Source organism: Arthrobacter sp. TB 26 (assembly GCF_000427315.1).
Lineage (GTDB): Bacteria > Actinomycetota > Actinomycetes > Actinomycetales > Micrococcaceae > Arthrobacter.
In genome coordinates this window covers 24,290-46,225 of sequence record NZ_AUPJ01000087.1, presented here as the reverse complement: position 1 = coordinate 46,225, position 21,936 = coordinate 24,290, and the positions used below count along the sequence as shown (strand labels likewise).

Annotated in this window: 19 protein-coding genes and 2 pseudogenes (1 of these 21 running past the window's edge); 16 read left to right on the top strand and 5 right to left on the bottom strand. The window is 63.9% G+C overall.

Annotated features, from left to right (window positions below; genetic code table 11):
- Positions 1-236 precede the first annotated feature (236 nt).
- A complete protein-coding gene (locus tag K789_RS26720; RefSeq protein WP_416352783.1) occupies positions 237-1,346 on the bottom strand; it encodes a competence protein CoiA in 1,110 nt (369 codons plus the stop codon).
- Between the two features lie 512 nt (positions 1,347-1,858).
- Between K789_RS26720 and K789_RS24325 the strand changes: the two genes are divergently transcribed.
- On the top strand, positions 1,859-2,107 hold the full coding sequence (locus K789_RS24325) for a recombinase family protein (protein ID WP_084507150.1): 249 nt from the start codon (positions 1,859-1,861) through the stop codon (positions 2,105-2,107).
- Between the two features lie 34 nt (positions 2,108-2,141).
- Here the strand turns inward: K789_RS24325 and K789_RS0102170 are convergent, their stop codons facing one another.
- The gene (locus tag K789_RS0102170) at positions 2,142-3,407 is read right to left on the bottom strand and encodes a hypothetical protein (protein WP_128081539.1); all 1,266 of its coding nucleotides are present in this window, start codon (positions 3,405-3,407) and stop codon (positions 2,142-2,144) included.
- Positions 3,408-3,576: 169 nt separating this feature from the next.
- Here K789_RS0102170 and K789_RS0102165 point away from each other — a divergent pair, with 169 nt between their 5' ends.
- The 9 genes from K789_RS0102165 (at position 3,577) to K789_RS0102125 (ending at position 13,031) form a co-directional block, all read left to right on the top strand.
- A complete protein-coding gene (locus K789_RS0102165; RefSeq protein ID WP_024365310.1) occupies positions 3,577-3,801 on the top strand; it encodes a hypothetical protein in 225 nt (74 codons plus the stop codon).
- A 114-nt stretch (positions 3,802-3,915) separates the two neighbouring features.
- On the top strand, positions 3,916-4,599 hold the full coding sequence (locus K789_RS24910) for a hypothetical protein (RefSeq protein ID WP_128081538.1): 684 nt from the start codon (positions 3,916-3,918) through the stop codon (positions 4,597-4,599).
- Positions 4,596-5,519 (top strand): hypothetical protein, encoded by a 924-nt coding sequence (locus tag K789_RS0102155; RefSeq protein WP_024365309.1) that lies wholly within the window; start codon positions 4,596-4,598, stop codon positions 5,517-5,519. The genes K789_RS24910 and K789_RS0102155 overlap by 4 nt, the downstream gene beginning before the upstream one ends.
- 203 nt (positions 5,520-5,722) lie before the next feature.
- On the top strand, positions 5,723-6,688 hold the full coding sequence (locus tag K789_RS0102150; RefSeq protein WP_024365308.1) for a lipid kinase: 966 nt from the start codon (positions 5,723-5,725) through the stop codon (positions 6,686-6,688).
- Between the two features lie 118 nt (positions 6,689-6,806).
- Complete coding sequence (locus tag K789_RS0102145; protein WP_024365307.1) at positions 6,807-8,477, top strand: alpha-amylase family glycosyl hydrolase; 1,671 nt, start codon at positions 6,807-6,809, stop codon at positions 8,475-8,477.
- A 139-nt stretch (positions 8,478-8,616) separates the two neighbouring features.
- Complete coding sequence (locus K789_RS0102140) at positions 8,617-9,516, top strand: potassium channel family protein (protein ID WP_024365306.1); 900 nt, start codon at positions 8,617-8,619, stop codon at positions 9,514-9,516.
- A gap of 199 nt (positions 9,517-9,715) precedes the next feature.
- Positions 9,716-11,503 (top strand): helix-turn-helix transcriptional regulator, encoded by a 1,788-nt coding sequence (locus K789_RS25925; RefSeq protein WP_024365305.1) that lies wholly within the window; start codon positions 9,716-9,718, stop codon positions 11,501-11,503.
- Between the two features lie 44 nt (positions 11,504-11,547).
- The gene (locus K789_RS0102130) at positions 11,548-11,847 is read left to right on the top strand and encodes a hypothetical protein (protein WP_024365304.1); all 300 of its coding nucleotides are present in this window, start codon (positions 11,548-11,550) and stop codon (positions 11,845-11,847) included.
- Between the two features lie 38 nt (positions 11,848-11,885).
- The gene (locus K789_RS0102125; protein ID WP_024365303.1) at positions 11,886-13,031 is read left to right on the top strand and encodes a flavin-containing monooxygenase; all 1,146 of its coding nucleotides are present in this window, start codon (positions 11,886-11,888) and stop codon (positions 13,029-13,031) included.
- A gap of 78 nt (positions 13,032-13,109) precedes the next feature.
- Here K789_RS0102125 and K789_RS0102120 read toward each other — a convergent pair whose 3' ends face one another.
- Positions 13,110-13,490 (bottom strand): VOC family protein, encoded by a 381-nt coding sequence (locus K789_RS0102120; RefSeq protein ID WP_024365302.1) that lies wholly within the window; start codon positions 13,488-13,490, stop codon positions 13,110-13,112.
- Positions 13,491-13,741: 251 nt separating this feature from the next.
- Here K789_RS0102120 and K789_RS0102110 point away from each other — a divergent pair, with 251 nt between their 5' ends.
- From K789_RS0102110 to K789_RS0102100, 3 genes are all read left to right on the top strand, one after another.
- Complete coding sequence (locus K789_RS0102110) at positions 13,742-14,209, top strand: SRPBCC family protein (RefSeq protein WP_024365301.1); 468 nt, start codon at positions 13,742-13,744, stop codon at positions 14,207-14,209.
- Between the two features lie 52 nt (positions 14,210-14,261).
- Positions 14,262-15,020, top strand: a complete 759-nt coding sequence (locus K789_RS0102105; RefSeq protein WP_024365300.1) for a DinB family protein — start codon at positions 14,262-14,264, stop codon at positions 15,018-15,020.
- Positions 15,021-15,159: 139 nt separating this feature from the next.
- Positions 15,160-16,242, top strand: coding sequence for a glycerophosphodiester phosphodiesterase family protein (locus K789_RS0102100; RefSeq protein WP_024365299.1), 1,083 nt, complete (start codon positions 15,160-15,162; stop codon positions 16,240-16,242).
- A gap of 82 nt (positions 16,243-16,324) precedes the next feature.
- Here the strand turns inward: K789_RS0102100 and K789_RS0102095 are convergent, their stop codons facing one another.
- On the bottom strand, positions 16,325-17,125 hold the full coding sequence (locus K789_RS0102095; protein WP_128081537.1) for a hypothetical protein: 801 nt from the start codon (positions 17,123-17,125) through the stop codon (positions 16,325-16,327).
- A gap of 567 nt (positions 17,126-17,692) precedes the next feature.
- On the opposite strand from K789_RS0102095, the gene K789_RS23835 reads away from it, so the two are divergent.
- The 3 genes and pseudogenes from K789_RS23835 to K789_RS26715 form a co-directional block, all read left to right on the top strand.
- Positions 17,693-18,316: a DUF4190 domain-containing protein gene (locus tag K789_RS23835; RefSeq protein ID WP_024365297.1), complete on the top strand. Its 624-nt coding sequence runs from the start codon at positions 17,693-17,695 to the stop codon at positions 18,314-18,316.
- Between the two features lie 209 nt (positions 18,317-18,525).
- Entirely contained in the window at positions 18,526-19,722 is a 1,197-nt protein-coding gene (locus K789_RS0102085) for a TerC family protein (RefSeq protein WP_024365296.1), read from the top strand.
- 196 nt (positions 19,723-19,918) lie between these two features.
- Positions 19,919-20,617: pseudogene (locus K789_RS26715) on the top strand (sigma-70 family RNA polymerase sigma factor); the annotation flags it as partial.
- A 150-nt stretch (positions 20,618-20,767) separates the two neighbouring features.
- Here the strand turns inward: K789_RS26715 and K789_RS22065 are convergent.
- Positions 20,768-21,936: pseudogene (locus K789_RS22065) on the bottom strand (MFS transporter); it runs 210 nt beyond the window's last position.

Below are 21,936 nucleotides of genomic sequence, written 5' to 3'. Positions count from 1 at the left end.
TTGACCTGCAGGGCGAAAAACGACAAGGTGAGCATTGCGGACTCGGCCCTGTGCCGTTCGCGGAAGATGCGGCCAGCACACACAGAGCCAACGAGCCCAAGCGTTGTCGGAGCACAGTCATGTCATGACTTTGGGAACTCCGTCCGACCCGCTCCCTGCCTGTGCTAAGGTGCAGCGCCGCTACTCATTTGAGTGCTCACAATCAGGGGCCGTCCCACCTCCTTGGAAGTGGGAAGCTACTGACTAGTTCTACGTTGGACTCGGGCCTTTCGTTCTCCCCGTCTTGGCAGCGGTGGAAGTTCGCTGCCCAATAGCTGGGGTGACGCCCTAACCCAGTGAGCCTTGCCGTCCGGAAAAGCTGGCCCCTCTGGCGTCTGAGGCTCTTGGCTGCAGTGCCCTCGCCCGACGTCCACACAAAGGTGATCACGGGCCAACACGCCCTTACTGATGGGCCATGGTAACCATCCCTCCACCACGTAGCTGCGCCAGCTCACGCTGTGATGGTTGAGCGGAGTATCTCCTTGAAGGCTATTGCAGAAGGGGCAACAGAATGCCAGGTAAGAGAGGTTCGCCGCTTTACTGAACCTGGTCGCCAAAAACATGGGGGCGGGTAGATCTGCCTGCTTCAAGATCGGAATGACCTTGACTGCTATAGCCCGCTCGATCCTATCGGCGAGGAACTTCCGGGAGTCAAAGTGGTGCATAGCGAGCAGACTGCCTGTTTGACCACACCTTGTTTCAACCTGAAGACTCCCCAGCCTCCAAGCCGTGATCCACCGCTTGCAGCTCTCTCGCCAGCATTTAATCATTGCCGTTTCCAACGAGTAGGCCCGGACAACCGGCTCAATGTATTGCTTAATCCCGTGGTTCAGCAAGTTCTTGATAGCTTCATCCGGGCCGCTGATGACAGGAACCGTGAATGGGCCGGGCAGGCTGAGAGTCCTTGCTCCCAGCACCCCACCAATCATCGCCGACGGCACAATGCCAGCCGCTTCACGATTGACTTCGGCAACTAGCCAAAAGCACCGTATGCCATCAGCTTCGTAGCGTTGCTGCCGCCGCCGAAACTCGTCGGCATCCTGACGCGAGAATTGGATCTCGAGAGCCCACTTCTCCGTCCCCCTGCTCACCATCACATCAGCAATCCATGACCGATCAGGGCCAGCCTGTTCGATCACTGCCTCCCACCCTGCTTCGCGTGCGGCCGCCGCGACCAAGGACTTCATCTCCAAGTGATCCGCAGATTCCCCACCGGGATGTAAAGAACAGTCCGTCTTTCCATGATGGTAAAAATGCTTCAATCCGTTCTTCGAGATTCGCGGCTTACCAGGTTGGCCGCAAGACATCGTCAGGGCCTCCCCTGCTCTGCAGCGCCTCCGAACGTCGGCCCAGTCCGAATCGCTCACAAATGGCGCTTCAATGCGTTCGCCGGCTAGGTAAGCGGCAAGTGGCATCTTCTCCCCAAAAAATGTAGAAAGCACGGTCTATGCAAGCTGATAGTCCTCCTGGGTAAGGAAATCAGACCACCCTGACAATTAGGGAGCACTCCTTGCGACGCAAGCGCACGGGGCGCTCCCGAAGACCTAAGAGGCGCGGGACCTATCTGGTTCTGCACTCGATGTTAAAACGGACGCCGTAGTGTCTCTCGTTGGAAAGCCCGCCGGTCCCCCACGGGCGGGCTTTCTTGCGCTGACACCAGCAGGTGTCCCATTTCCTTGGAACCGGAACACTTAAATTGGGACGCTGCCCCGCGACAAGGCAACGGCGGATTGGCGCGTAACCTGACCATCCCATAAGTTGTTCCAAAAGTGCCGCCACAATCCCCCCTCACAGGTACAACTTTCGGTACGGTGCACGGATGGACATTGGCTACGCAGGCGTATCGACAGCGAAACAGGACCTCACCCGACAGCTGGCCGCCCTGGTGGCCGCCGGCATTGATCCCGCACACATCCATGTGGACAAGAAGTCTGGTGCCACCACCACCCGTCCGGGACTCCGGGCTAGCGGATCCACGATCAGTCAGATAACGGCAAAAACGGGCCCGAACGCACGACCCTGTATAGGCATCTACCGCCCCGCACCGCACCAGAATAGATCGCCATGAATGCTCCAAGTTTCGCGGGCCGAACTCATGGCTCTTATAGAGCCTGATCTTGCACGTCTCTGTACGGGAGCTTCTTCTCCATTAGCCCTTCACGCTCCAGATGTTCCATAAAGGTATTGATCGTTCGGATGAGATCGTCTGCACCCGTATCTGGGTCCCAAAACTTCACCCAGACTTTCTTGGAGGCGGTATAAAGTTCCCTCGACTGCTTCAAGGAGGGCGACCACTTCGGGGATATTGCCAGGACAGGACTTCCTTGCCGCACCAGTTCTGCCACGCGCTTCCGTGCTTTGTCCTTGTCCCAGGGCAGCGCAACGATGGTGAGTCTGCCGCGGCCGCGTCTAATCGTGATCCCGTCAGCGTTACCGTCAGGATTATTCATCTGTAGGGCAGCGCTTATATTCGCCCTTGTCAGTTCTGTCGCGATCTGGTGTCGAAGGACAAATACCTCAGCCTCTGGCGAGCTGCTTGCCTTACCTTGAGTGCTCTCCACATACTCATGCACTGCCTCAAACGCGCGCTGTGCAGCCCATCTACTTTTCGCCGCACGGATAATCCCAGCGTCAAAGGAAGTGTTTGACGACTTAGCAGCACGGTCCGGAACATTCACCGGTGCGCCTCCTTGCACCCCACCCGGCTGGTCACCCGGTTCCTCCACCGGTGGGCCCCCTTGCACCCCACCCGGCTGGTCACCCGGCTCCTCCACCAGTACGTCCGCTTGCACCCCACCCGGCTGGTCACCCGGCTCCTCCACCAGTACGTCCGCTTGCACCCCACCCGGCTGGTCACCCGGCTCCTCCACCAGTACGTCCGTGAGCTGATCTTCAGCCCCGCTACTTTCTAGCGCCAAATTTTCTTTCCGTACAACGAACGACATGAAGTTTGAACATGCCTTCTCTTGAAGGTGGGTGATTGCCTCACTCTGCAACTGATTCAGTAGAGTGCGTGCGAACTCTTCCGAGACGGCGTTGTCGTTGTTCTCAGTTTTTGATGGGAATGCTCGTTCTGTTATCCACTCGTATCTCTCCCACCAGTTAGCTTCCCGGTCCTTTGCCTTCGTGTGCCGCAGTTGCGCGAGTAGAACAAGGGCTGTGACGGCCGCTGCCATGAACGCCGCAATTCCACCTACCGCGGGGATGACAAAAAGCTTGCCGAGATACGACTGCACCCTCTGCTCTGTCTGCTGAATAATGAAGGCTTTAACGGTTTGGTCGCCGATGTTTGCCAGGATTGCCATGACGAGAATGAGAGCAGCACCCGCGACGACGCTTATGAGAACGGTTTTCCACTCCTTGACCAAGGTCTGACCATGGTCTCTAAACCTTCGGGGACGCGCATCTGCAGTCATACTGGTCTTGGTTCCATACCTCTGTGTGGGTCCACTTCCGCAGAGCGCCGCTTAATATCGTTTTGATACTACCTCTATGGTCTTTCGGTATTACTGATACAGAGGCCTGACCGAAAAGCCCATGCTGATCCCCGAGGTGGACTTCAGCGGGGTCGCCCGAGCGCTCGGTGCTGAGTCCGCGATCATCCGCTCACTGGCGGACCTTTCCGCGCTCCAGGACTGGATCGACGCCGGCGCGAAGGGAACCTTTGTGGCCGACTGCCGGATCACGTCGAGCGTCCGGGCCCCGTGGCTGAGCGAGTGGATGGCGGCCTCGCAGGCCGCGAAGGCGGCGGTGGCCGGGTAACCAGAATCGGTCGCGTCTGGTCAGGCCCGGTTTCGCAGCAGAAGAGCCAAATATTTGCATGACGCTGTCATATAGGCTCTCGCTGGGAGTATCGGCCGTTTTCAAATGAAGGGGATGAGCGGCATCAAGAGTCTGCAGGAGGCCTGGAAAGAAGCGCAAAAGAACGGTTGGTCTTTCGGCCAAACGTCGAGCCTAGAGAACTTGCGCTTTGAAGCGAGGTTGGCGAAGTGGGAGGAAGTGGAGAATCGGACAGGACAGGGAACCACAACTGTGCTTCGTCCTTCCTCGCAGGCCGCTGCGCCCCATCCACGATCTATCAGCGCGGTATACGGGCTCGATGAGCAGCCGCTACATGTAGACGGTGCACATTTCCCCGCTCCTCCTGACGCGGTGCTCCTATTTTGCCAGGCGCCGAATGAGACGCCTACGAATGTCCTCAGCATTAAGGAGCTCGATCTTCGTTTCGTCAGTGCGAAGGACTATCTTCCATCCGAATACCTTCAGCATGGGATTTTCATTGTCGGTAGTGGCCCGGCGGCGTTCTTGGCGCCAGTTCTGGAAGGTCGCCGGCTACGGTACGATCCGAATGTGATGGAGCCTGCCGACGCAAGGGCCCGGGATGCGGCAGACTATCTACGTTCGTTGCAGGACGAAGCCACTCCAATTCATTGGTCCGTTCCAAATTCGTATCTTCTGATCGCGAATCGATCGGCCCTACATGGGCGAGCCAAGGTGGATGAAAGCGACGCTGCACGTGAAGTAACGCGGGTCGCCTACAGGATAGGAGCGCGGACGTGAGCCACCAGTCGTACGACCACGAGGCGCTGTGGCTAAAGGCGAAACTATTCATCAATCGTGCCATGGACGATCAAGACAGCCAGTCGTTCGATGAGCAAGCCTTGTGGTCGTCACTCGCCCTAGAGTTGCTCGGCAAGTCCGCACTGGCAAAGATATCCCCTCTTCTTATCGCAGAGCCGACCGAGGAAGGGAAGAATATCCTTGCCGCGATGGGCATCGGTGAAGGGGATGGGAAGTTTACGACCGTGAGTGCATCGACAGTCTTCAAGAGATGCAAACGCGCATTCCCGACGTTCAATCTTGTCCATGCGACTGAAATCGCGACCGCACGCAATGAGTACCTACATGGCGCGGGGGTCGGATTCGGCGGCTTTCCTCCAGATAAGTGGTGGCAGAGGTTCTGGAGTTCCGCCAGCACGCTGATCACTGGGCAGGACAAGACTATAGATCAACTGGTCGGATTCCTCCGCGAAAACGTTGTAAACAAGCACCTCGAACAAAATCAGCAATATATGGAGGAGCGCCTTCAGTCACTCGTAAACCGAGCCCAGCAGCGGTATCAGCAAAAGTTGCGGGGCGACCTTCCGGAGAAACTGCAGAAGGCGTGGAAGACAGAAAGCCAGTTGGCATTTGGACTCAAGTACTCAGAGAGTGCAACTTGTCCGGCGTGTGGGAGTTCGGGCCTGCTTGAAGCCGAGGAAGTGCAAAACGAGCGATCCGACGGTTATTTTGATCCAAGCACCGGCGAGCACGAGTCATGGGGTGTAGCGGATGCCCTGCCTGACTACTTTTCTTGTGCAGAATGCCAATTGGTCCTGAATGAGCAGGCCCTCTTGGAGTTGGCTGGACTTGACGACCCATTCGAGGTGCAAGGCGAGGAGTTCCTGGCGGAAGCTGAGGGCGAGTACGGAAACGACTGAAGGCTGCCTACCGAGCTGCATACGACGCATCAGGACTTCCTCTGACTGGCGGGCATATACGGCCGCTGTGGTGTGTAAACGTACAAAGAGTCGGCTGCACTGGGCGAACTGAAGCTCGTCAAGCCTGGACAGCTTCGAGTTGACGGTTCCCCCCGCCCTGATGGCGGGTGAAACGCACAGGTCCGCGGCCTAACATTGCCCACATGAAGGCTGCCCGGGACGCACGCTCTGCCGCCGTTGTGATCAACGCCGGTTCCCGTCGAGGGGCGTCACACGTACTTGCCGTGGACGCGATGCGTAAGGCCGGCGTACCGGTCTCATCCGTGCACCATGTGAACTCGGGGGCAGACCTGGCCGGGACGCTTGACCGGGTGCTTGCGGACGGGCACGACCTGGTGGTTGTCGGTGGCGGCGACGGGACCGTCTCCTACGCCGCCGGCCGGGTGGCCGGCACCAACGTGTTGCTCGGCGTCCTCCCACTGGGCACCGCCAACGACTTCGCCCGCACGCTGGAGATACCAAACAACCTCGCCGAGGCTTGCGCCACCGTCGCCGACGGCAAGGTGGTGGACATCGACCTCGGCCGGGCCAACGGTGAGCCGTTCCTCAACGTCGCCTCCGTAGGCCTCTCGGTGGCGGTGACCGAGGCGCTCAGCCCCCGCTTGAAGCGGCACCTCGGGCCACTGGCCTACAGCATTGCCACCCTGCGCGCTTATACCCGGCACAAGCCGTTCCGGGCCCGCCTCGAGTTCCCGGAGGGGGACCACCAGCCGCTGGAGCTCGGGGATCTGCTGCAGGTGGCGGTGGGCAACGGCCGGCACTACGGCGGCGGCAACACGGTCTCCCCCACCGCAGGGATCGATGACCACCTCCTTGATATCTACGCCATCCTGGCAGGGCCTCTGCGGGAGCACGTGAGCATCGCCCGGCTGCTCAAGGACGGTAGCTTCATCAAGCACGACCGGGTCTACCACCTGACCACCCGGCACGTGCGGGTGATCACCGAGCCGCCGCTACCGGTGAACCTCGACGGCGAGATCGCCACCGCCACGCCCAACGATTTCACGGTCCAGCGCAACGCCGTCCATGTGGTGGTGCCCCAGAGCAGCACGAGCGCAAGGTTCGACGGACCGGGCGCCGCAGGCCCTCCTGAGGGCGTTGTTTCCTAATCAGTCACGCCCTAGCCGCCTCTCCCCTTAGTGTTGGTGCAGCCAACGAAACAGTTTGCCTTAGGCTTCCGTAGTGCGTTCGCGCAGCAACCGCAGGCACACTCAGGGAGGAGAAACAGTGGTCACCATCCGCGATGTCGCCAAGTACGCCAACGTCTCCCCCGCCGCTCTCCCTCCTGCGGAGGAAACCGCTCTCACGCCGGACGTGCAGTGGTGGCAGTCCGCCGTCATCTACCAGGTCTACCCGCGGTCCTTCGCGGACGGCGACGGCGACGGCGTGGGCGACCTCGCCGGGCTCGCCGCCCGGCTGCCGTACATCGCATCCCTGGGGGTCGACGGCATCTGGATGACCCCGTTCCAGCCCTCCCCGCAGGTGGACCAGGGCTACGACGTAAGCGACTACGGCGGCGTGGACCCGCTGTTCGGGACTCTTGCGCAGTTCGAGTCTTTGTTGGAGCAGGCGCACTCTTTGGGGCTGCGGATTCTGCTCGACGTCGTCCCCAACCACTGCTCCTCCGAGCACCCGCTGTTCCAGGCGGCTTTGGCGGCCGGTCCGGGCTCCCCGGAGCGGGAGATGTTCCACTTCGTGGCCGGTTCTGGGGGTGACGTTCCCCCGAACAACTGGCAGAGCGTGTTCGGCGGCCGGGCCTGGAGCCGCGCCAACCCTGACTCCGAGACTGACACGGACTGGTACCTGCAGCTCTTCTCCCCCGAACAGCCCGACTGGAACTGGCGGAACCCGGCGGTCGGCGACTACTTCGACGGCGTGCTGCGCTTCTGGTTCGATAAGGGCGTGGACGGGCTGCGCATCGACGTCGCACATGCCCTGTTCAAGGCCGAAGGGCTGCCGGATTCGCCGTCCGAGGGCGGGGTGGTCGACGGGCTGCGGTCCAACCCCCAGGTCTCCGACCAGGAGGAAGTCCACGAGGTGTACCGCCGGTGGCGCACCCTCGCGGAGCAGTACGAGCCGCACCGCCTGCTGGTGGGCGAGGTCAACCTGGAACCGGCCCGCGCCTCCCGCTACACCCGCGCGGACGAAATGCACCAGGCATTCGCGTTCGCTTTTGTGAAACTCGGCTGGGACGCGCACGCCTGGGCCGCCGTCGGCAACGACCTCGAGGAAGCCCGGCAGATGCACGGCGCCGCGCCGACGTGGGCGCTGGAAAACCACGACATTGTCCGCACCGTCACCCGGTTCGGCGGCGGCGAGCTCGGCAGAGCCCGGGCCCGCGCCGCGCTGGTGACGCTGCTCGGCCTGCCCGGCCCTGCGTACCTGTACCAGGGCCAGGAGCTCGGGCTGCCCGAAGTTGACGTGCCGGTGGAGGCCCGGGTGGACCCGATGTGGGCCCGCGGCGGGGTCTGCCGCGACGGCGCCCGCGTGCCGCTGCCCCGGACCGAGGATCCAGCGCTGCACCACGGCTTCGCACTCGGCACCGCTGAAGGACCACCATCCGAGCCCTGGTTGCCGCTCCCCGCAGGCTGGGGCAGGCACGCCATCGAACGGCAGGAGCGGGACCCTCATTCCGCGCTCAACCTCACCAAAGCGGCGCTGGAACTGCGCCGGAAGCTGTGGAAGAACGAGGTCTTCACCGCAAAGGACGGCGGCACCTGGCGGGTCGAGGCCGGAGACCTGCTGATCTGCGAACGCAACGAACACTTCCTCATCGCCGTCGCCATGGGCGCCGAGCCGGTGCAGCTTCCTGCGGGCACGGTGCTGCTTAGCGCCCAGCCGCTGGCGGAGGACGGCTGGCTGCAGCCGAACAACGCCGCGTGGGTGCTGCGGGGCTGACGCGAGCGTGGCAAGGCGGTGCCACTGCCCGCCGCGTAGGCGACGTCGGCACCTAAGACCCGGTGCCGCCGTCGTACTCGGCACTGCGGGGTTCCGCTGGCTATCATCACGCCCGTGCCCGCCGCCCATAAGATGAGGCATGGACTTTGAGGACACGCTCTGGACGGTCTTAGGGGCCGGGCTGGTTCTGCTGATGCTCGTCGACGTCTTTCGAACGCTGCTTTATCCCCACGGTTCCGGTCCTGTGGGCCGGGCGATCATGCGCGGGTTCTGGCTAGTGTCGAGAAAATTGCGGGGCCGGGGCTCCTTCATCGCAGCGCCGTTGGCCATGGCGGCTGTCATTGGCGCCTGGGCGGGCCTCGCGGCCATCGGCTGGGCCCTGCTGTACCTGCCGCATCTGACGGACGGTTTTGTTTACGGAGCCGGGGTTCCCCTGCGGGCCGACTTCGCCGAAGCCCTCTACATCTCCCTGGTCACTCTTTCCACCGTAGGGTTTGGCGATATTGTGGCTACGCATTCGCTGCTCAGGCTGGTTGTGGCCCTCCAGGCCGTCACCGGTTTCGGGTTGCTGACAGCAACGGTCACCTGGATCCTGCAGATGTACCCGGCCCTTAACCGCCGCCGGGCCCTTGCCCACGAGCTGAACCTGTTCAGGGAGGCTGCCGGTCCTGCAGGTGTTCTGTCCCTGGAACCCCGGCATGCTGCCGGGCTGCTGGAGTCAATGGCCGGAAACGTAGCTTTGGTGAGCATCGATCTGCTTGCGTTCCATGAAACCTACTACTTCCGTGAAGTCGAGCAGCGCGGCTCCTTGCCGGCCACAGTCGCCTACGCCCAGGAGCTGGCATCCCAGGCCCAGCGCAGCGACAACCCTGAACTCCAGTTCGCCGGACGGATGCTCCGCGCGGCGCTGGACGGACTCGCGGACGTCCTTCGCGGCAAGTTCGGCCATTCAGGAACCACCTCTTCTGATGTGTTCGACAGCTACGAGCTGCACCACCGACACCTGCGGCATGGCAAACCGGACGCAAACCAGCCCTAGACATGTGACCAACCCGGGCGCCGCCGTCGTGGTGAATGGGCGGGCCAGCGGGCGCCCCGCCCGCACCTTGCCGCCCCATAACCGGCGGCGGTAGCCTGAAAAGCAGATGACGGGCCGCGCCGCCCACCACCGGTTCCGGGAGTGCCGGGCCGGGCAGCACCCCCAGGCTCAGACCCGCCACCGGGAACGGGGAGACGGGATGTCTGCACTCGCACACGGCCGGGAAGCCTACGCCGAACGGCGCTGGCCGGACGCCGTCGGGCAGTACACCGCTGCCGACCACGACGCCGAACTGCCGGCCAGCGATCTGGAACAGCTGGCCACCTCCGTCATCCTCACCGGCCAGGCCTCCGAGGGAGTGGACATCCTGGCCCGGGCGCACCTGAAGTACCTCGCCGACGGCGACTACCCCGCGGCCGCCCGCTGCGCCTTCTGGACCGGGATGAACCTCATCCTGTTGGGCGAACCGGCCCGCAGCGCCGGCTGGCTCGGCCGCGCCCACCGGATCGTCGAGGACCTGCCCGAGCCCTGCCCCTTCGAGGGCTTGCTGTCCGTCCCTGCCGGGCTGGGTGCCCTCTACCAAGGCGACGGCGTCACGGCAGCCGAAGCCTTCACCCGGGCCGCCGACCTCGGACGGGCACGCGGCGACACTGACTCGGCGGCCCTCGGCACGCTGGGTCTCGGACAGGCAAAGATCATGCTGGGGGAACTCGACGACGGTCTGTCCCTGCTCGACGAAGCCATGGTGGCCGTCACCGTCGGGGAAATCTCCCCGGTCCCCGCCGGGATCATCTATTGCGCAGTGATCGAAACCTGCCATCTGGCCTTCGACCTGCATCGCGCCACTGAGTGGACACGGGCTCTGGACCGGTGGTGCGACGCGCAACAGAACCTGGTGGCCTTCAGCGGCCAGTGCCAGATGCACCGGGCCGAGCTGTACCGGCTGCACGGCGCCTGGACCGAGGCGATCGACGCGGCCAAAACGGCGCAGGACCTCGCCTTCCGCGGCGACCTCATGGCCACCTACGGCGGCTTCTACGAACAGGGCGAAATCCACCGGCTCCGGGGCGACTTCGACGCCGCTGAGGCCTCCTACTTGCACGCTCAGGAGACCGGTTTCCCGCCGCAGCCCGGGCTGGCTCTCCTACGTCTGGCCCAAGGCAAGCCGGACCAGGCCCAGTCCCTACTCCGGCATGCCATGGACGGCGCCGACCCCGCCTACCGGCGCCGGATGCTCGCCGCCCGGGTGGAAATCGAAGTGGCGGCAGGCGACGGACCGGCAGCACGGGCCGCCGCGGAGGAGCTGGCCTCGCTGTGCGCCTCGACCGACATGCCCATGCTGCACGCCCTCGCCGAGCAGTCGGAGGCCTCTGTCCTGTTCCACGAAGGCGACCCCGAGGCTGCCCTGGTCCCGCTCCGCCGCGCGTGGTCCCGCTGGCTCAGCCTCGACGCACCGTTCGAAGCCGCCCGCTGCCGCGCCCTGCTGGCCAGGCTGTACGCCGCGCTGGGCGATGCGGAATCCGCCCGGCTGGAGCGTGAGGCGGCCCGGGCAGTCTTTGCCGAGCTGGGCGCCGCGCCGGCGCTGTCTGGGCTTGAGTTGTCGCTTCTTGAATTGTCGGGGCTTGGCCAAACGGTGCCCGCAGCGCGGGGCACCCGGACAGCCCCGGCCCGGACCGCCCCGGCGCCCACCACCGGAAGCGACGCCCATCACGCCGCCGACGCAGGGCTTCTCACCGCCCGCGAAACCGAGGTGGTCCAGCTGGTATCCGCCGGACTGAGCAACCGAAACATCGCCGCCGAGCTGTTCATTAGCGAAAAAACGGTGGCCCGGCACCTGAGCAATATCTTCACCAAGCTGGGCCTGACTTCCCGGACCGCGGTCACAGCCTACGCCTACCAGCACGGACTCGCCCTGACCTCCCGCCCTGCACAAAATTACCCAGTCCCCGGCCGCCGGACCTCTCCCGGGCCCAGCGGAAATGGGTGATTCGCCCGATTCGCCGCGGCGCGACGAAAAATACCGTTAATGGCATGAACGTTTCAGTGCTCGCAGGAATGGTATCCACCGGCCTCTTCGCGGTGAGCTACCTGCCCATGCTGCTCAAGGCCCTCCACACGAAGAACCTTGACTCCTACAGCCTCGGCTACCTCGCGCTGAGCAACGTCGCCAACGCCGTGCACTCCGTGTACGTCTTCAGCCTCCCGCCGGGGCCGATCTGGCTGCTGCACTCCTTCTACGTCGTCGCCTCCGCGCTGCTGCTCGTCTGGTACCTGCGCTTCCGGTCCGGACCCGCCGGCCACCCGGCGCCGCAGCAGGCACAGCGTTCATGACCACCCCACCGCACATGCAACACCAAGGAGGCACCACCATGAACACCACCCCAGCAACTGACACCGGCGGCGCCGTCGGCACCGCCGACGTCGACACCGTCATCATCGGCGCCGGACAGTCCGGCCTGGCGCTGGGCTACTACCTGGCGCAGCAGCACCGGACCTTTGTCATTCTCGACGCCGGCCCACGGGTTGGCGACGCGTGGCGGAGCCGCTGGGACTCGCTGCGCCTGTTCACCCCCGCCAAGTACAACGGCCTGCCCGGCCGGGCCTTCCCGGGCGATCCCCTCGCCTTCCCCACCAAGGACGAGCAGGCGGACTATCTGGAGGACTACGCCTCCCGGTTCCACCTGCCGGTCCGGCCCAACACGGCCGTCACCCGGCTGAGCCACGACGGGCAGCGGTTCCATGTCACGGCCGGGACGCAGCGCTGGACGGCGGCGAACGCCGTCCTCGCCACCGGCGCCTGCCAGCTGCCCAACACGCCGGGATTTGCGGCGGACCTGCCGTCCGACGTCGTGCAGCTCCATTCGTATGACTACAAGAACCCGGCCCAACTCAAGCCCGGTCCCGTCCTGGTGGTGGGGGTGGGCAACTCCGGGGCGGAGATTGCCCTAGAGACCAGCCGGACGCATGAAACCTGGCTGGCCGGCAAGCCGAGTGGCGAGATCCCGTTCCGGCACGGCCGGACCGCGGCCCGCTTCTTCCTCCCGGTGGTCCGCTTCGCCGGGATGCACGTGCTGAACACCAACACGCCGGTCGGGCGCAAGGTGCTGCCCAAGCTCGCTGCCACGGCTTCGCCGTTGATCCGCACCAAGCTCGCGGACCTGGGCGCCGCCAGCGTCCACCTGGTGCCGCGGGTCACCGGCGTCCGGGACGGCGACGTAATGCTCGACGACGGCCAGCGCCTTCCGGCTGCAAACATCATCTGGTGCACCGGCTTCACCGAGGCCTACCCGTGGCTGGACATCCCGGAGCTGCCCGCGAACTGGCGGGAACAGCAGCACCGCGGGATCGTGGACGCCCTGCCGGGCCTGTACCTGCTGGGGAAAGACCTCATCTTCGCAGCAGCATCGGACACCCTCCCCGGCGTGTGCCGGGACGCCAAATACCTGGCGAAGCGGNTCGCCGCCACCCGGGCTCCGCAGCACGCAGCGGAACTGCCGAGCGGGCTGGCGGCATAGCGCAGGGAGCCAGTTCCGTTCGGATTCCGTGGCGGCGGCAGCGCTGCTTTGCCTCGCTGGTCGGTGCCTGACTCCGGCCTAACCGCGCTGGGCGATGTTGATGATGTTGCCCTCGCTGTCCAGGAACCAGGCAGCCTTCCCCCAGTCGGCGGTGGCAATGCCGTTCTCCGTCTTCAGGCCGGGAAAATCGTAGTCTTCGAAAACGACGCCGCGGCCTCGCAGTTCCTCCATCTCGCCCTCGAGATTGTCCGTTTCCCAGCCCATCTGGGTGTTCTTGGCCGACCCGGCATTATCTGTCTGGTAAACGAGGAAGCGGGTTCCCTGGCCGCAGCTGTACATGAGGCTGCCTTCCTCCATGGATTCGGAGGGTTCGATTCCCAGCTTGTCCCGGTAGAACTCCTTCGCCCTGTTGATGTCCTTCGCGGGGAGGACAGCCATGATGTTTGAATCCTTGAGCATGATGATTCCCTTCAGTGCGTTGATGATCGCAGCGATGGCGTTGCTCCCCCCGGTGTCGGTCCCCGGAATCCTTGTCCGGAGCCCGTGACCGCCCCTTTGCGCCGAGCCGGGGCAGCCACCTGGGACTCTTCAACGCCGCGCCACCCATCAGCAGCGCGAGGGGTCCCCGAAGCTTATGTGGCCATTATGGACCGAGTCGGCCTTGCGGAAAAAGGGGTGACTGACGTCCGGCAGGATGACAGAGTTGAACAATGAACAAGGTAGCCGGGCATGCGGAAACTGGCGGACTGGTCCTGAACCTCGAATACACGCTCGATGCTCCCCCGGAAGAAGTCTTCAGGATGCTGACGGAATCGAACGAACTGGTGAAGTGGTGGGGTCCGCACGGATTCACCATCCCTGCAGCCGAACTGAGCCTCACGGAGGGCGGCCGCTACCGGTTCCGCCTGACGCCGCCGGACGGCGAGCCGTTCCACCTCTCGGGCGAGTTCCTGGAGGTCGATCCCCCATGGCGCCTGGTGTACACCTTCCGCTGGGAGGAACCGACGCCGGACGACCGGGAAACCGTCGTCGACCTTGCACTCGGGAGTACCGGCGAAGCCACGCGCCTGGTGCTCTCGCAGGGACCGTTCCTGACGGAGGAACGGATGGCTCTGCACCGCGACGGCTGGACGGAGTCGTTCGAGAAATTGCAGGCGGTATTAAATAGTCGCACCTGACAACACCGTCTGTTGCTGCAGCATCCGGCGCGACCGTGGCAAAGTTGCTGCCATGGCAGCTTTCAGTCAGTCCGATGACCTTCAGGGAGCACAATTCGTCGACGTGAACCTGCGGGGAGCCCGGTTCGTCCGGTCGGATCTGTCCGGTGCGGTGATGCGCGGGGTGGACGTGGCCGGGGCGGACATCGATGCGCCGTGGCTGTTGGAGGGCGGGAACGTCTTGCGCGTCAACGGCGTCGATGTGGTCCCCTTCGTCGAGGCCGAGCTCAACCGCCGCTTTCCGGGCCGCGCCGAAAAACGCGCGGGAGATCCGGATGGTCTTCGTGCCGCCTGGGCCGCGCTGGAGCGGACCTGGTCGGCGACGCTGGAGCGGGCCGCGGCGATGCCGGCGGGCACGGTCGAGATCTCGGTGGATGGTGAATGGTCCTTCGCGCAGACACTGCGCCACCTGGTCATGGCCACGGACACATGGCTGGGCCGGGCGATCCTGGAGATCGAACAGCCGTACCACCCCATCGGGCAGCCACATGCAGAGTACGAAACCGACGGTTACGACCTGGCCGTCTTCTCGGCGGCAGTGCCCTCCTATGCGGAAGTGCTCGAGGCCCGGGCCGGCCGGGTAGCCATGGTGCGCGACTTCCTTGCCGCCGTCACCCCGGCCGACCTGTCCCTGGCCCGCAAGAACCCCTGGGGCCCGGAGCATCAGGTGACCGTCCTGTCCTGCCTGCACACAATTCTCGAAGAGGAGTGGGAGCACCACCGCTACGCCGTCCGTGACCTGCAGGCGATCGAGGCGCGGTCACACCTCTAGAGCCAGCGTGGGCAGCCGTCCGGCGATCAGTGTTCACCCGCGGTCCAGTCCCCCGAACACGGCAGTCCATGTCGCCTCCCTAGGGTTGATGGGTCGCCGGCGCAGCGCCGGTAACCGTCACCCAGGAGGAACCATCACCATGCGCACAATCCTGACTGCCGCGGCCACCGCCGCGCTTATCGCTTCTCTGGCGAGCCCCGCCGTCGCCGCTTCACACGCCGAAGCCGGCTCCGCGCCGTCGTCGAACGCTGCCGGAACGGCCGCCGAAAAGGCAACAGCCGGCATCAAGACCAACGAGAGCAACGGTTCCTTCGACCTCCAGTCCCACCGGGGAGGCCGCGGCGAGTGGACCGAGGAATCCCTGGCCGCCTTCGCCAACTCGCTGAAGCTGGGCGTCACCACCCTGGAACTGGACACCCACCTGACGTCCGACGGCAAGACCATCGTCTGGCACGACGACACCATCCAGGCGGACAAGTGCGCTGACACCGCGCCGGCCGCGCCGGGCGACGCCGCCTTCCCGTATGTCGGCGACCGGGTTGCCGAGCTGTCCCTCGCCCAGATCAAGACCCTGGACTGCGGCTTCATCCCGCTGTTGGGGTTCCCGGAGCAGGACGTGATCGAGGGCAACCGGATCGCCGAGCTCAAGGACGTGTTCCAGCTGGTGCGCGACGCCGACGCCGAGAAGGTCCGATTCAACATCGAGACCAAGGTGGAGGACGGGAAGTCCGCCGGCGCGGGCATGGTGGCCCTGACCCAGGCCGTGGTCGCGGAGATCCAGGCGTCCGGCATGGCGGACCGCACCACGGTGCAGTCGTTCGACTGGTCGTCGCTGAACCTGACCAAGGAGATCGCCCCGGAGCTGCCGCTCGTTGCGTTGTCCAGCGGCGACGCCTGGCTCGAGGTCGGCCGGCCCGGCGCCAGCCCCAACCTCGGCGGCATCGACATCGACACCTACGGCGGATCCCTCGCTAAGGCAGCGGCTGCCCAGGGCTACGACGTCATCTCCCCCGCCTTCCGGTCCGTCACGCCCGGAATGATCGCTGAGGCCCACGAGCTCGGCCTGCCCGTCATCCCCTGGACCGTCAACACCACCGCGGACATGAACCGGCTGATGGACCTCGGCGTCGACGGCATCATCAGCGACTACCCCACCCGCCTGCGCACCGTCATGGAAGACCGCGGGCTGAAGCTCCCAAAGGCCTACGCACCGAAGGTCTGACGCACGACGGCGGCGGGCGTCCACTTTCGTCGTGGGAGAATGTGGACGGCCGCTCGCTGTCGCCTCTGCATCCTGTGAAGGGTTACTGCTTGGACCAGGTTCCGCACCGGGAGGTCTTGAAGTCCTGGTCGGCTGACAGTGTCACGGAGGGACCCCCGCCACTCACAATGTCGTTGTCGATAATGTCCGAGCCGTTGGAGCCCGTCCGGTAAATTCCCCAGCAGCAGCCTGACGTCACATCTGCGTTGGCGCGATAGGTGCCGGGTTCAACGTCAACACCGACGGTCCAGGCCCCTTCCTTGATGGTATTCGCGGCTTTTGCCTTTTCCGCTCCGGTGACGGCTTCTTCGCGCTTCTTCAGGGCAGCTTCAGCAGTCTTGACCGCTGCGTCGGCGGTCTTGACGCCTGCAACAGTCTTTTCCACGGCGACTTCGCGAGCGGATATTGCGGCTTCCCGGCCTTTGATTCCGGAAGCAAGGCTGTCGAAACGCCCTTGGAGCGAGCTCAATTCTCCGCTGACGCTGTCCTTCTCCGTCTGGAGGGCAACAAATTCGCTGCTCTTCTTCGGATCAGGAATTGTTGTGCCGAGCACGATGCCGCCGACGAGAATCACCGCCGCCGCGCCTGCCACCCAATACCAGGCAAACTTTCGGCGGGTCGGGCCAGATTCCCCCGACGGTGTGCGGGGAGCGTCCGCTGACGCGTCCGACTCCAGCGCATCGGCAGCCTTCTTACCGTTCAGCCGGCTACGGAATTTCGACCAGATCGTTCGGGTGGATGCCGGATGGTCAGAAACCAGCGTGTCCGCACCCTCCGTGTGGTTGAACGTAGGCGCCTGGACCGGCTTGTTTGGAATACCCGGTTCGGTGTTGATTTCAGTCATGATGCATTTCCCCATTTGTTGTTGCCATAAGTTTTGTCCGTCCAATCAGGGTCAACGTGCTCTGACGCATTGACCTTGGTGGACGATTGAACTTACAGCCAACGTCGACTAATTACGTCACCGGGCCGATGCATGTCGAGGGCGTTCGTGCACTTCTTGCTTCAGGTGATCAAAGCGACCATTTGTTACGTCGCAAAAGGACTTTGTCTCCGAAGCACTACGCATCAGTTTGGTCACAAATTTTCAGGAGATTGGGAGCAACTGACGCCATCCAGCCCCGGATATTTAGCGCTGCCTGAGCTTGCCGATGGCCCTCTCGCCCCGACACGGGTGGACAGTTGCGGACCGCCAAGTTTTTGTCGGCGTCGTCAGATAAGCTCAGCTTGGATTACGGGCCACACCTGCCAGACGCGCATTTCGCACATGTGTTTCGCATCATCCAGGTGCTTCATTGGGCTCCGCCCAATGCCCGCCGCTTGTAATGCGGCGACCGGCTTATTGTTGCGTGCATCCCGCAGCAAACCTCCGGTCGGATCTCATCTGAACTAGAAGTAAATAGGGGAAAAAATGTCCGAAATCAAAAATGAAACCGCACCTGCAGCTGCGCCCGAACCTCAGGTTCAGAACGTGCAGCTCGTCCAGGGTAAGCGCAGTAATGGCCTCGGCGTCGCAGCCCTCGTCGTGGGCATCGTCGCAGCAGTATTCAGCATCATCCCGCTGGTCGGAATGATCGCCTTCTTCCTGGGCCCGGTCGCCATCATCCTCGGCATCATCGCGTTCTTGCTCAAGAACCGGAAGAAAGGCATGGCGATCGCTGGAACCATTCTCGGCGTCGTCAGCCTCATCGTCGCCGGCATCATGACGGCTGCCATCGGCGCCGCTGCCAAGGCCGTTGACGAGAGCATTAACGCCGAGCACACCGTGGAATACGTCATCACCACGTCAGGTCCTGCCACGGTCTCTTACTGGACCGGTTCCGGCAGCTCCACCGAGAAGGTTACGGCTGACTGGAAGAAGTCCATCACATCCAAAGACCTCAACATCACCAGCCTTTCCGTAATTGGCGACTTCAGCGATGCCACGGCCGCTGTCAGCTGCGAAATCCTGGTCGACGGCAAGAGCGCAGGAAAGAACGTCGGAAACGGTGCGGGCGCCAATGCTTCGTGCTCAGGAAGCACCTGGTCGAAGTAGAGCCAGCCATGCGGAACTAGTCTCCGCGAACAAGGGCTGTCCGCGTTTCCTTGGGGGAACGTGGACAGCCTTTTCTGTGCCCGGCGGCGGACTTAGGGTATGAACACTGCCGTCGAATTTGCAGAATTCCGGCACTCCTTATGCGTGATGTTCGTTCGTCTAGGTGACCAGCCCCGCCGACCATACCGGCCGACACCAAATGAGGCAGCATGCAAGTCCCCACCACTGTTTGGATCCTGACGATCATCGGAATAGCGGGCCTGCTGGCCTTCGACTTCTTCTTCCACGTACGCAAAGCCCACACACCCACCCTGCGCGAATCGGCCATCTGGTCATCGATCTACGTCGGCCTCGCCCTGCTGTTCGGCGTCGGCGTCCTGGTTTTCGGCGGCGTCGACATGGGAACGGAATACTTCGCCGGCTACGTCACGGAGAAGGCCCTCTCCGTCGACAACCTCTTCGTTTTCCTCATCATCATGGCCAGCTTCCGGGTGCCCCGCGCCGATCAGCAGAAGGTGCTGCTGTTCGGGATCGTCTTCTCGCTGATCGCCCGGACGGCGTTCATCTTCCTCGGCGCCGCCCTGATCAACAGCTTCTCCTGGGTGTTCTACATCTTCGGCCTCATCCTGCTGCTCACGGCGGGCAACCTGCTCCGGCCGAATGCGCACGACGACGAATCCGACGGGCTCATCGTCCGGCTGGCCAAGAAATTCCTCCCAGCCTCCTCGCACTACGACGGGGACAAGCTGTTCACGATCGAAAACGGCAAGCGCGTCCTCACCCCGATGCTCCTGGTGATGCTGGCCATCGGCGGGACGGACATCCTGTTCGCGCTTGACTCGATTCCCGCCATCTTCGGCCTCACCCAGAACGTTTTCGTTGTCTTCACCGCCACGGCGTTCTCCCTGATGGGCCTGCGGCAGCTGTTCTTCCTGATCGACGGGCTCTTGGACCGGCTGATCTACCTGTCCTACGGCCTCGCCGCCGTGCTGGGCTTCATCGGCGTCAAGCTGGTCCTGCACGCCCTCCACGAGAACAACCTGCCGTTCATCAACGACGGCGAACACGTCACCGTCCTTGAGATCAGCACGGGCGCCTCGCTCCTGGTGATCCTCGGAGTCCTCACAGTCACCGTCCTGGCCTCCATCTTCAGCCCCAAGGGCAAGGCGAAGAACGCCGTCTCGGGCGCCAAGCGGCACGCCATCGACTACCTGGACCTCAACTACGAAACCGACATCGTGGAACGGGAACGGATCTTCACCAAGATGGTCAGCGAAGAAGAGCAGCTGCGGACGCTGCCGGAGAAGTACAAGCGGCTCATTCGCCATGAAACCGAGGTCATGGAACTTCTGCACCGTGCCCACGCCGAACACGACAAGGCCCTCCAGCGGGAGGAACAGCGCTAAGCCACCCCGGGCCACCCGCTCAGGCCGCCTGACACAAACGAAGTAGACAAAGGGGCTGTCCGCGTTTCCTTGGGGGAACGTGGACAGCCTTTTGTTGTCCCCGGGTTGGCGTACCCGGCCGTGGTCCACCGGCGGAAATTGTCATAGCCGTCCCGTACCCTGCGATCAAAGCTTGACCCGTCCTACAGGGGATGACATGGCTGAACTGACTCACCTAAGCACCGACGCCGTCGGGGACTACCTGCGCCGACTAAGCCAATATCGCTTGCTCACCGCCGAGCAGGAAGTGGAAATAGCGCAAGAGATCGAGGCAGGGCTTTTTGCGGAACAACTCCTGACGGGCAGTGCGTCGCAGCCCGGTCGGGACGCCCGGGAGCTGCGGACGATCGTCCTTCTGGGCAGGAAAGCTTCCGACTCACTGTTCCACGCCAACCTGTGGCTGGTTGTGTCGATCGCTAGGCATTACACCGGCCGGGGCCTCGACTTTGCAGACTTGATCCAGGAAGGAAACCTGGGGCTGTACAAGGCCGTTCGCACGTTTGACGTCGCCAGGGTCTTCAGATTCTCCACCCACGCCATATGGCACATCCGGAGTGCCATCAGCGGGGCGGTGGCCAACCAGTCACGGCTTATCCGGCTGCCGGCCGTGGCCCAGCCGGTCGCGTCGTTGGATGCTGAGGTATCCGACGGCCGGGGCGGAACCGAAGCCCTGGCCGAACAGCTCTGGGATTCCTCCGCCCCTGACGCGAGCGATGCGCTCTTCCATCAACAGCTGAAAGCGCAGGTACAGGCCGTACTCGGCACGCTCGAGGAGCGGGAGGCCCGGATCATTGCCATGCGCTTCGGCCTGACAGACGGCGCAGGCCACACGCTGGACGCGGTCGCCAAAGTCCACGGCACCACCCGCGAACACATCCGCCGGATCGAGTCCGCAGCGATGGAGAAGCTCAAGGACCCCGCCCGGTCGGCGTGCTGCGGCAATACCTCGATGACCGCGAGAGCCTCTCTTGCGGGGAGGCGGCGCCGGAGTCCGCGCCGTCGGGCCTCAGTCCCGCCGCTCCCGCCACAGCAGCGACACCACAAAAACCACCGCACCGAGTCCCAGCATCACAAAGACCATGAGGCCCCAGTTGGCCTGGTTGACCCCGGTGCCATAGAAAATGCCGATCAGCACGGTGGCCGTGATCGCCCCGAGGTACCGGCAGGTCTGGAAGATCCCCGCGGCCACGCCGCGCTCCTCCGGCCGGGTGGAGACGTACATGCCTTGGCTCGAGGCGATGCTGACAACTCCGTATGGCACGCCCAGCAGGGCGGTCAGCGCCATCACCAGCGGAATGGCGAAGGATGCGGTCAGCAGCCACATCATGCCCGACGCGGTCACCAGCAGTACGACGCCGGCAATCAGCACCCGCTTCACCCCGAACCGGTCGATCGCGCGCACCGCGAACGGCGTGACGACCACCGACATCGCCGCCAGCGGCAGCATCAGCAGGCCCACAACACCGGGCTCGTAGCCCCCGGCTTCCTGCAGCAGCTGCGGCAGGCCGAAAAACGCGAAGTAGTAGACGCCGTTGAACACGGCGAAGCCCAGGTAGACCAGCAGCAGCGGCCGGTTCCGGCCCAGCAGCCGCAGGTCCAGGAACGGCNGGCGGGGCGAAGCGCAGCTCGCGCCACACGAACAGTACGGCCAGCAGGGTCCCTGCCCCGAGCAGCCACCAGCGGTAGCCGGGCACGACGTTGAGCAGGGCCATCATCACCAGGACCATGGAGCCGATGAAGGCCAGGATGCCGGGGATGTCCGAGTCCCGCAGCAGCTCCGAAGCCCGGCCGCGTTCCCGGTCCTCGTCCGCCGGGGCGAACTGCCGGACCAGGACGATCGCGGCCAGGGCCAGCGGGACGTTGATCAGGAACAGGGCCTCCCAGCCGACGAAACCCACCAACAGCCCACCCACCACCGGTCCGACCGCGGCTGCGGAGGTGTTGGCCATCTGGATCCGGCCCAGCGGCCTGGTGGACTTCACCTTCGCCTGCTTCGCCAGGGCCCCGACCATCACCACGGCGCTCGGGTAGGCGGTCGCGGTGCCCAAGGCCATAAAGGCGCGGGCAACGCACAGCACGGCAAAGTTCGGCGCGAAGGGAGCCAGCGCACAGGTCACGGCCACCAGGATCATGCCCAGCATAAACAGCCGGCGCGGGCCGAAGCGGTCCGCCAGC

Bases quoted from the DNA above. Each gene is read 5' to 3' on its own strand.
- K789_RS0102130 (WP_024365304.1), top strand. From the start codon at position 11,548: ATGAACGTTTCAGTGCTCGCAGGAATGGTATCCACCGGCCTCTTCGCG.
- K789_RS0102140 (WP_024365306.1), top strand. From the start codon at position 8,617: ATGGACTTTGAGGACACGCTCTGGACGGTCTTAGGGGCCGGGCTGGTT.
- K789_RS24325 (WP_084507150.1), top strand. From the start codon at position 1,859: ATGGACATTGGCTACGCAGGCGTATCGACAGCGAAACAGGACCTCACC.
- K789_RS23835 (WP_024365297.1), top strand. From the start codon at position 17,693: ATGTCCGAAATCAAAAATGAAACCGCACCTGCAGCTGCGCCCGAACCT.
- K789_RS26720 (WP_416352783.1), bottom strand. From the start codon at position 1,346: ATGTCTTGCGGCCAACCTGGTAAGCCGCGAATCTCGAAGAACGGATTG.
- K789_RS0102095 (WP_128081537.1), bottom strand. From the start codon at position 17,125: ATGACTGAAATCAACACCGAACCGGGTATTCCAAACAAGCCGGTCCAG.
- K789_RS0102150 (WP_024365308.1), top strand. From the start codon at position 5,723: ATGAAGGCTGCCCGGGACGCACGCTCTGCCGCCGTTGTGATCAACGCC.
- K789_RS0102165 (WP_024365310.1), top strand. From the start codon at position 3,577: ATGCTGATCCCCGAGGTGGACTTCAGCGGGGTCGCCCGAGCGCTCGGT.
- K789_RS0102085 (WP_024365296.1), top strand. From the start codon at position 18,526: ATGCAAGTCCCCACCACTGTTTGGATCCTGACGATCATCGGAATAGCG.
- K789_RS0102100 (WP_024365299.1), top strand. From the start codon at position 15,160: ATGCGCACAATCCTGACTGCCGCGGCCACCGCCGCGCTTATCGCTTCT.
- K789_RS25925 (WP_024365305.1), top strand. From the start codon at position 9,716: ATGTCTGCACTCGCACACGGCCGGGAAGCCTACGCCGAACGGCGCTGG.
- K789_RS0102120 (WP_024365302.1), bottom strand. From the start codon at position 13,490: ATGCTCAAGGATTCAAACATCATGGCTGTCCTCCCCGCGAAGGACATC.
- K789_RS0102105 (WP_024365300.1), top strand. From the start codon at position 14,262: ATGGCAGCTTTCAGTCAGTCCGATGACCTTCAGGGAGCACAATTCGTC.
- K789_RS24910 (WP_128081538.1), top strand. From the start codon at position 3,916: ATGAGCGGCATCAAGAGTCTGCAGGAGGCCTGGAAAGAAGCGCAAAAG.
- K789_RS0102110 (WP_024365301.1), top strand. From the start codon at position 13,742: ATGAACAAGGTAGCCGGGCATGCGGAAACTGGCGGACTGGTCCTGAAC.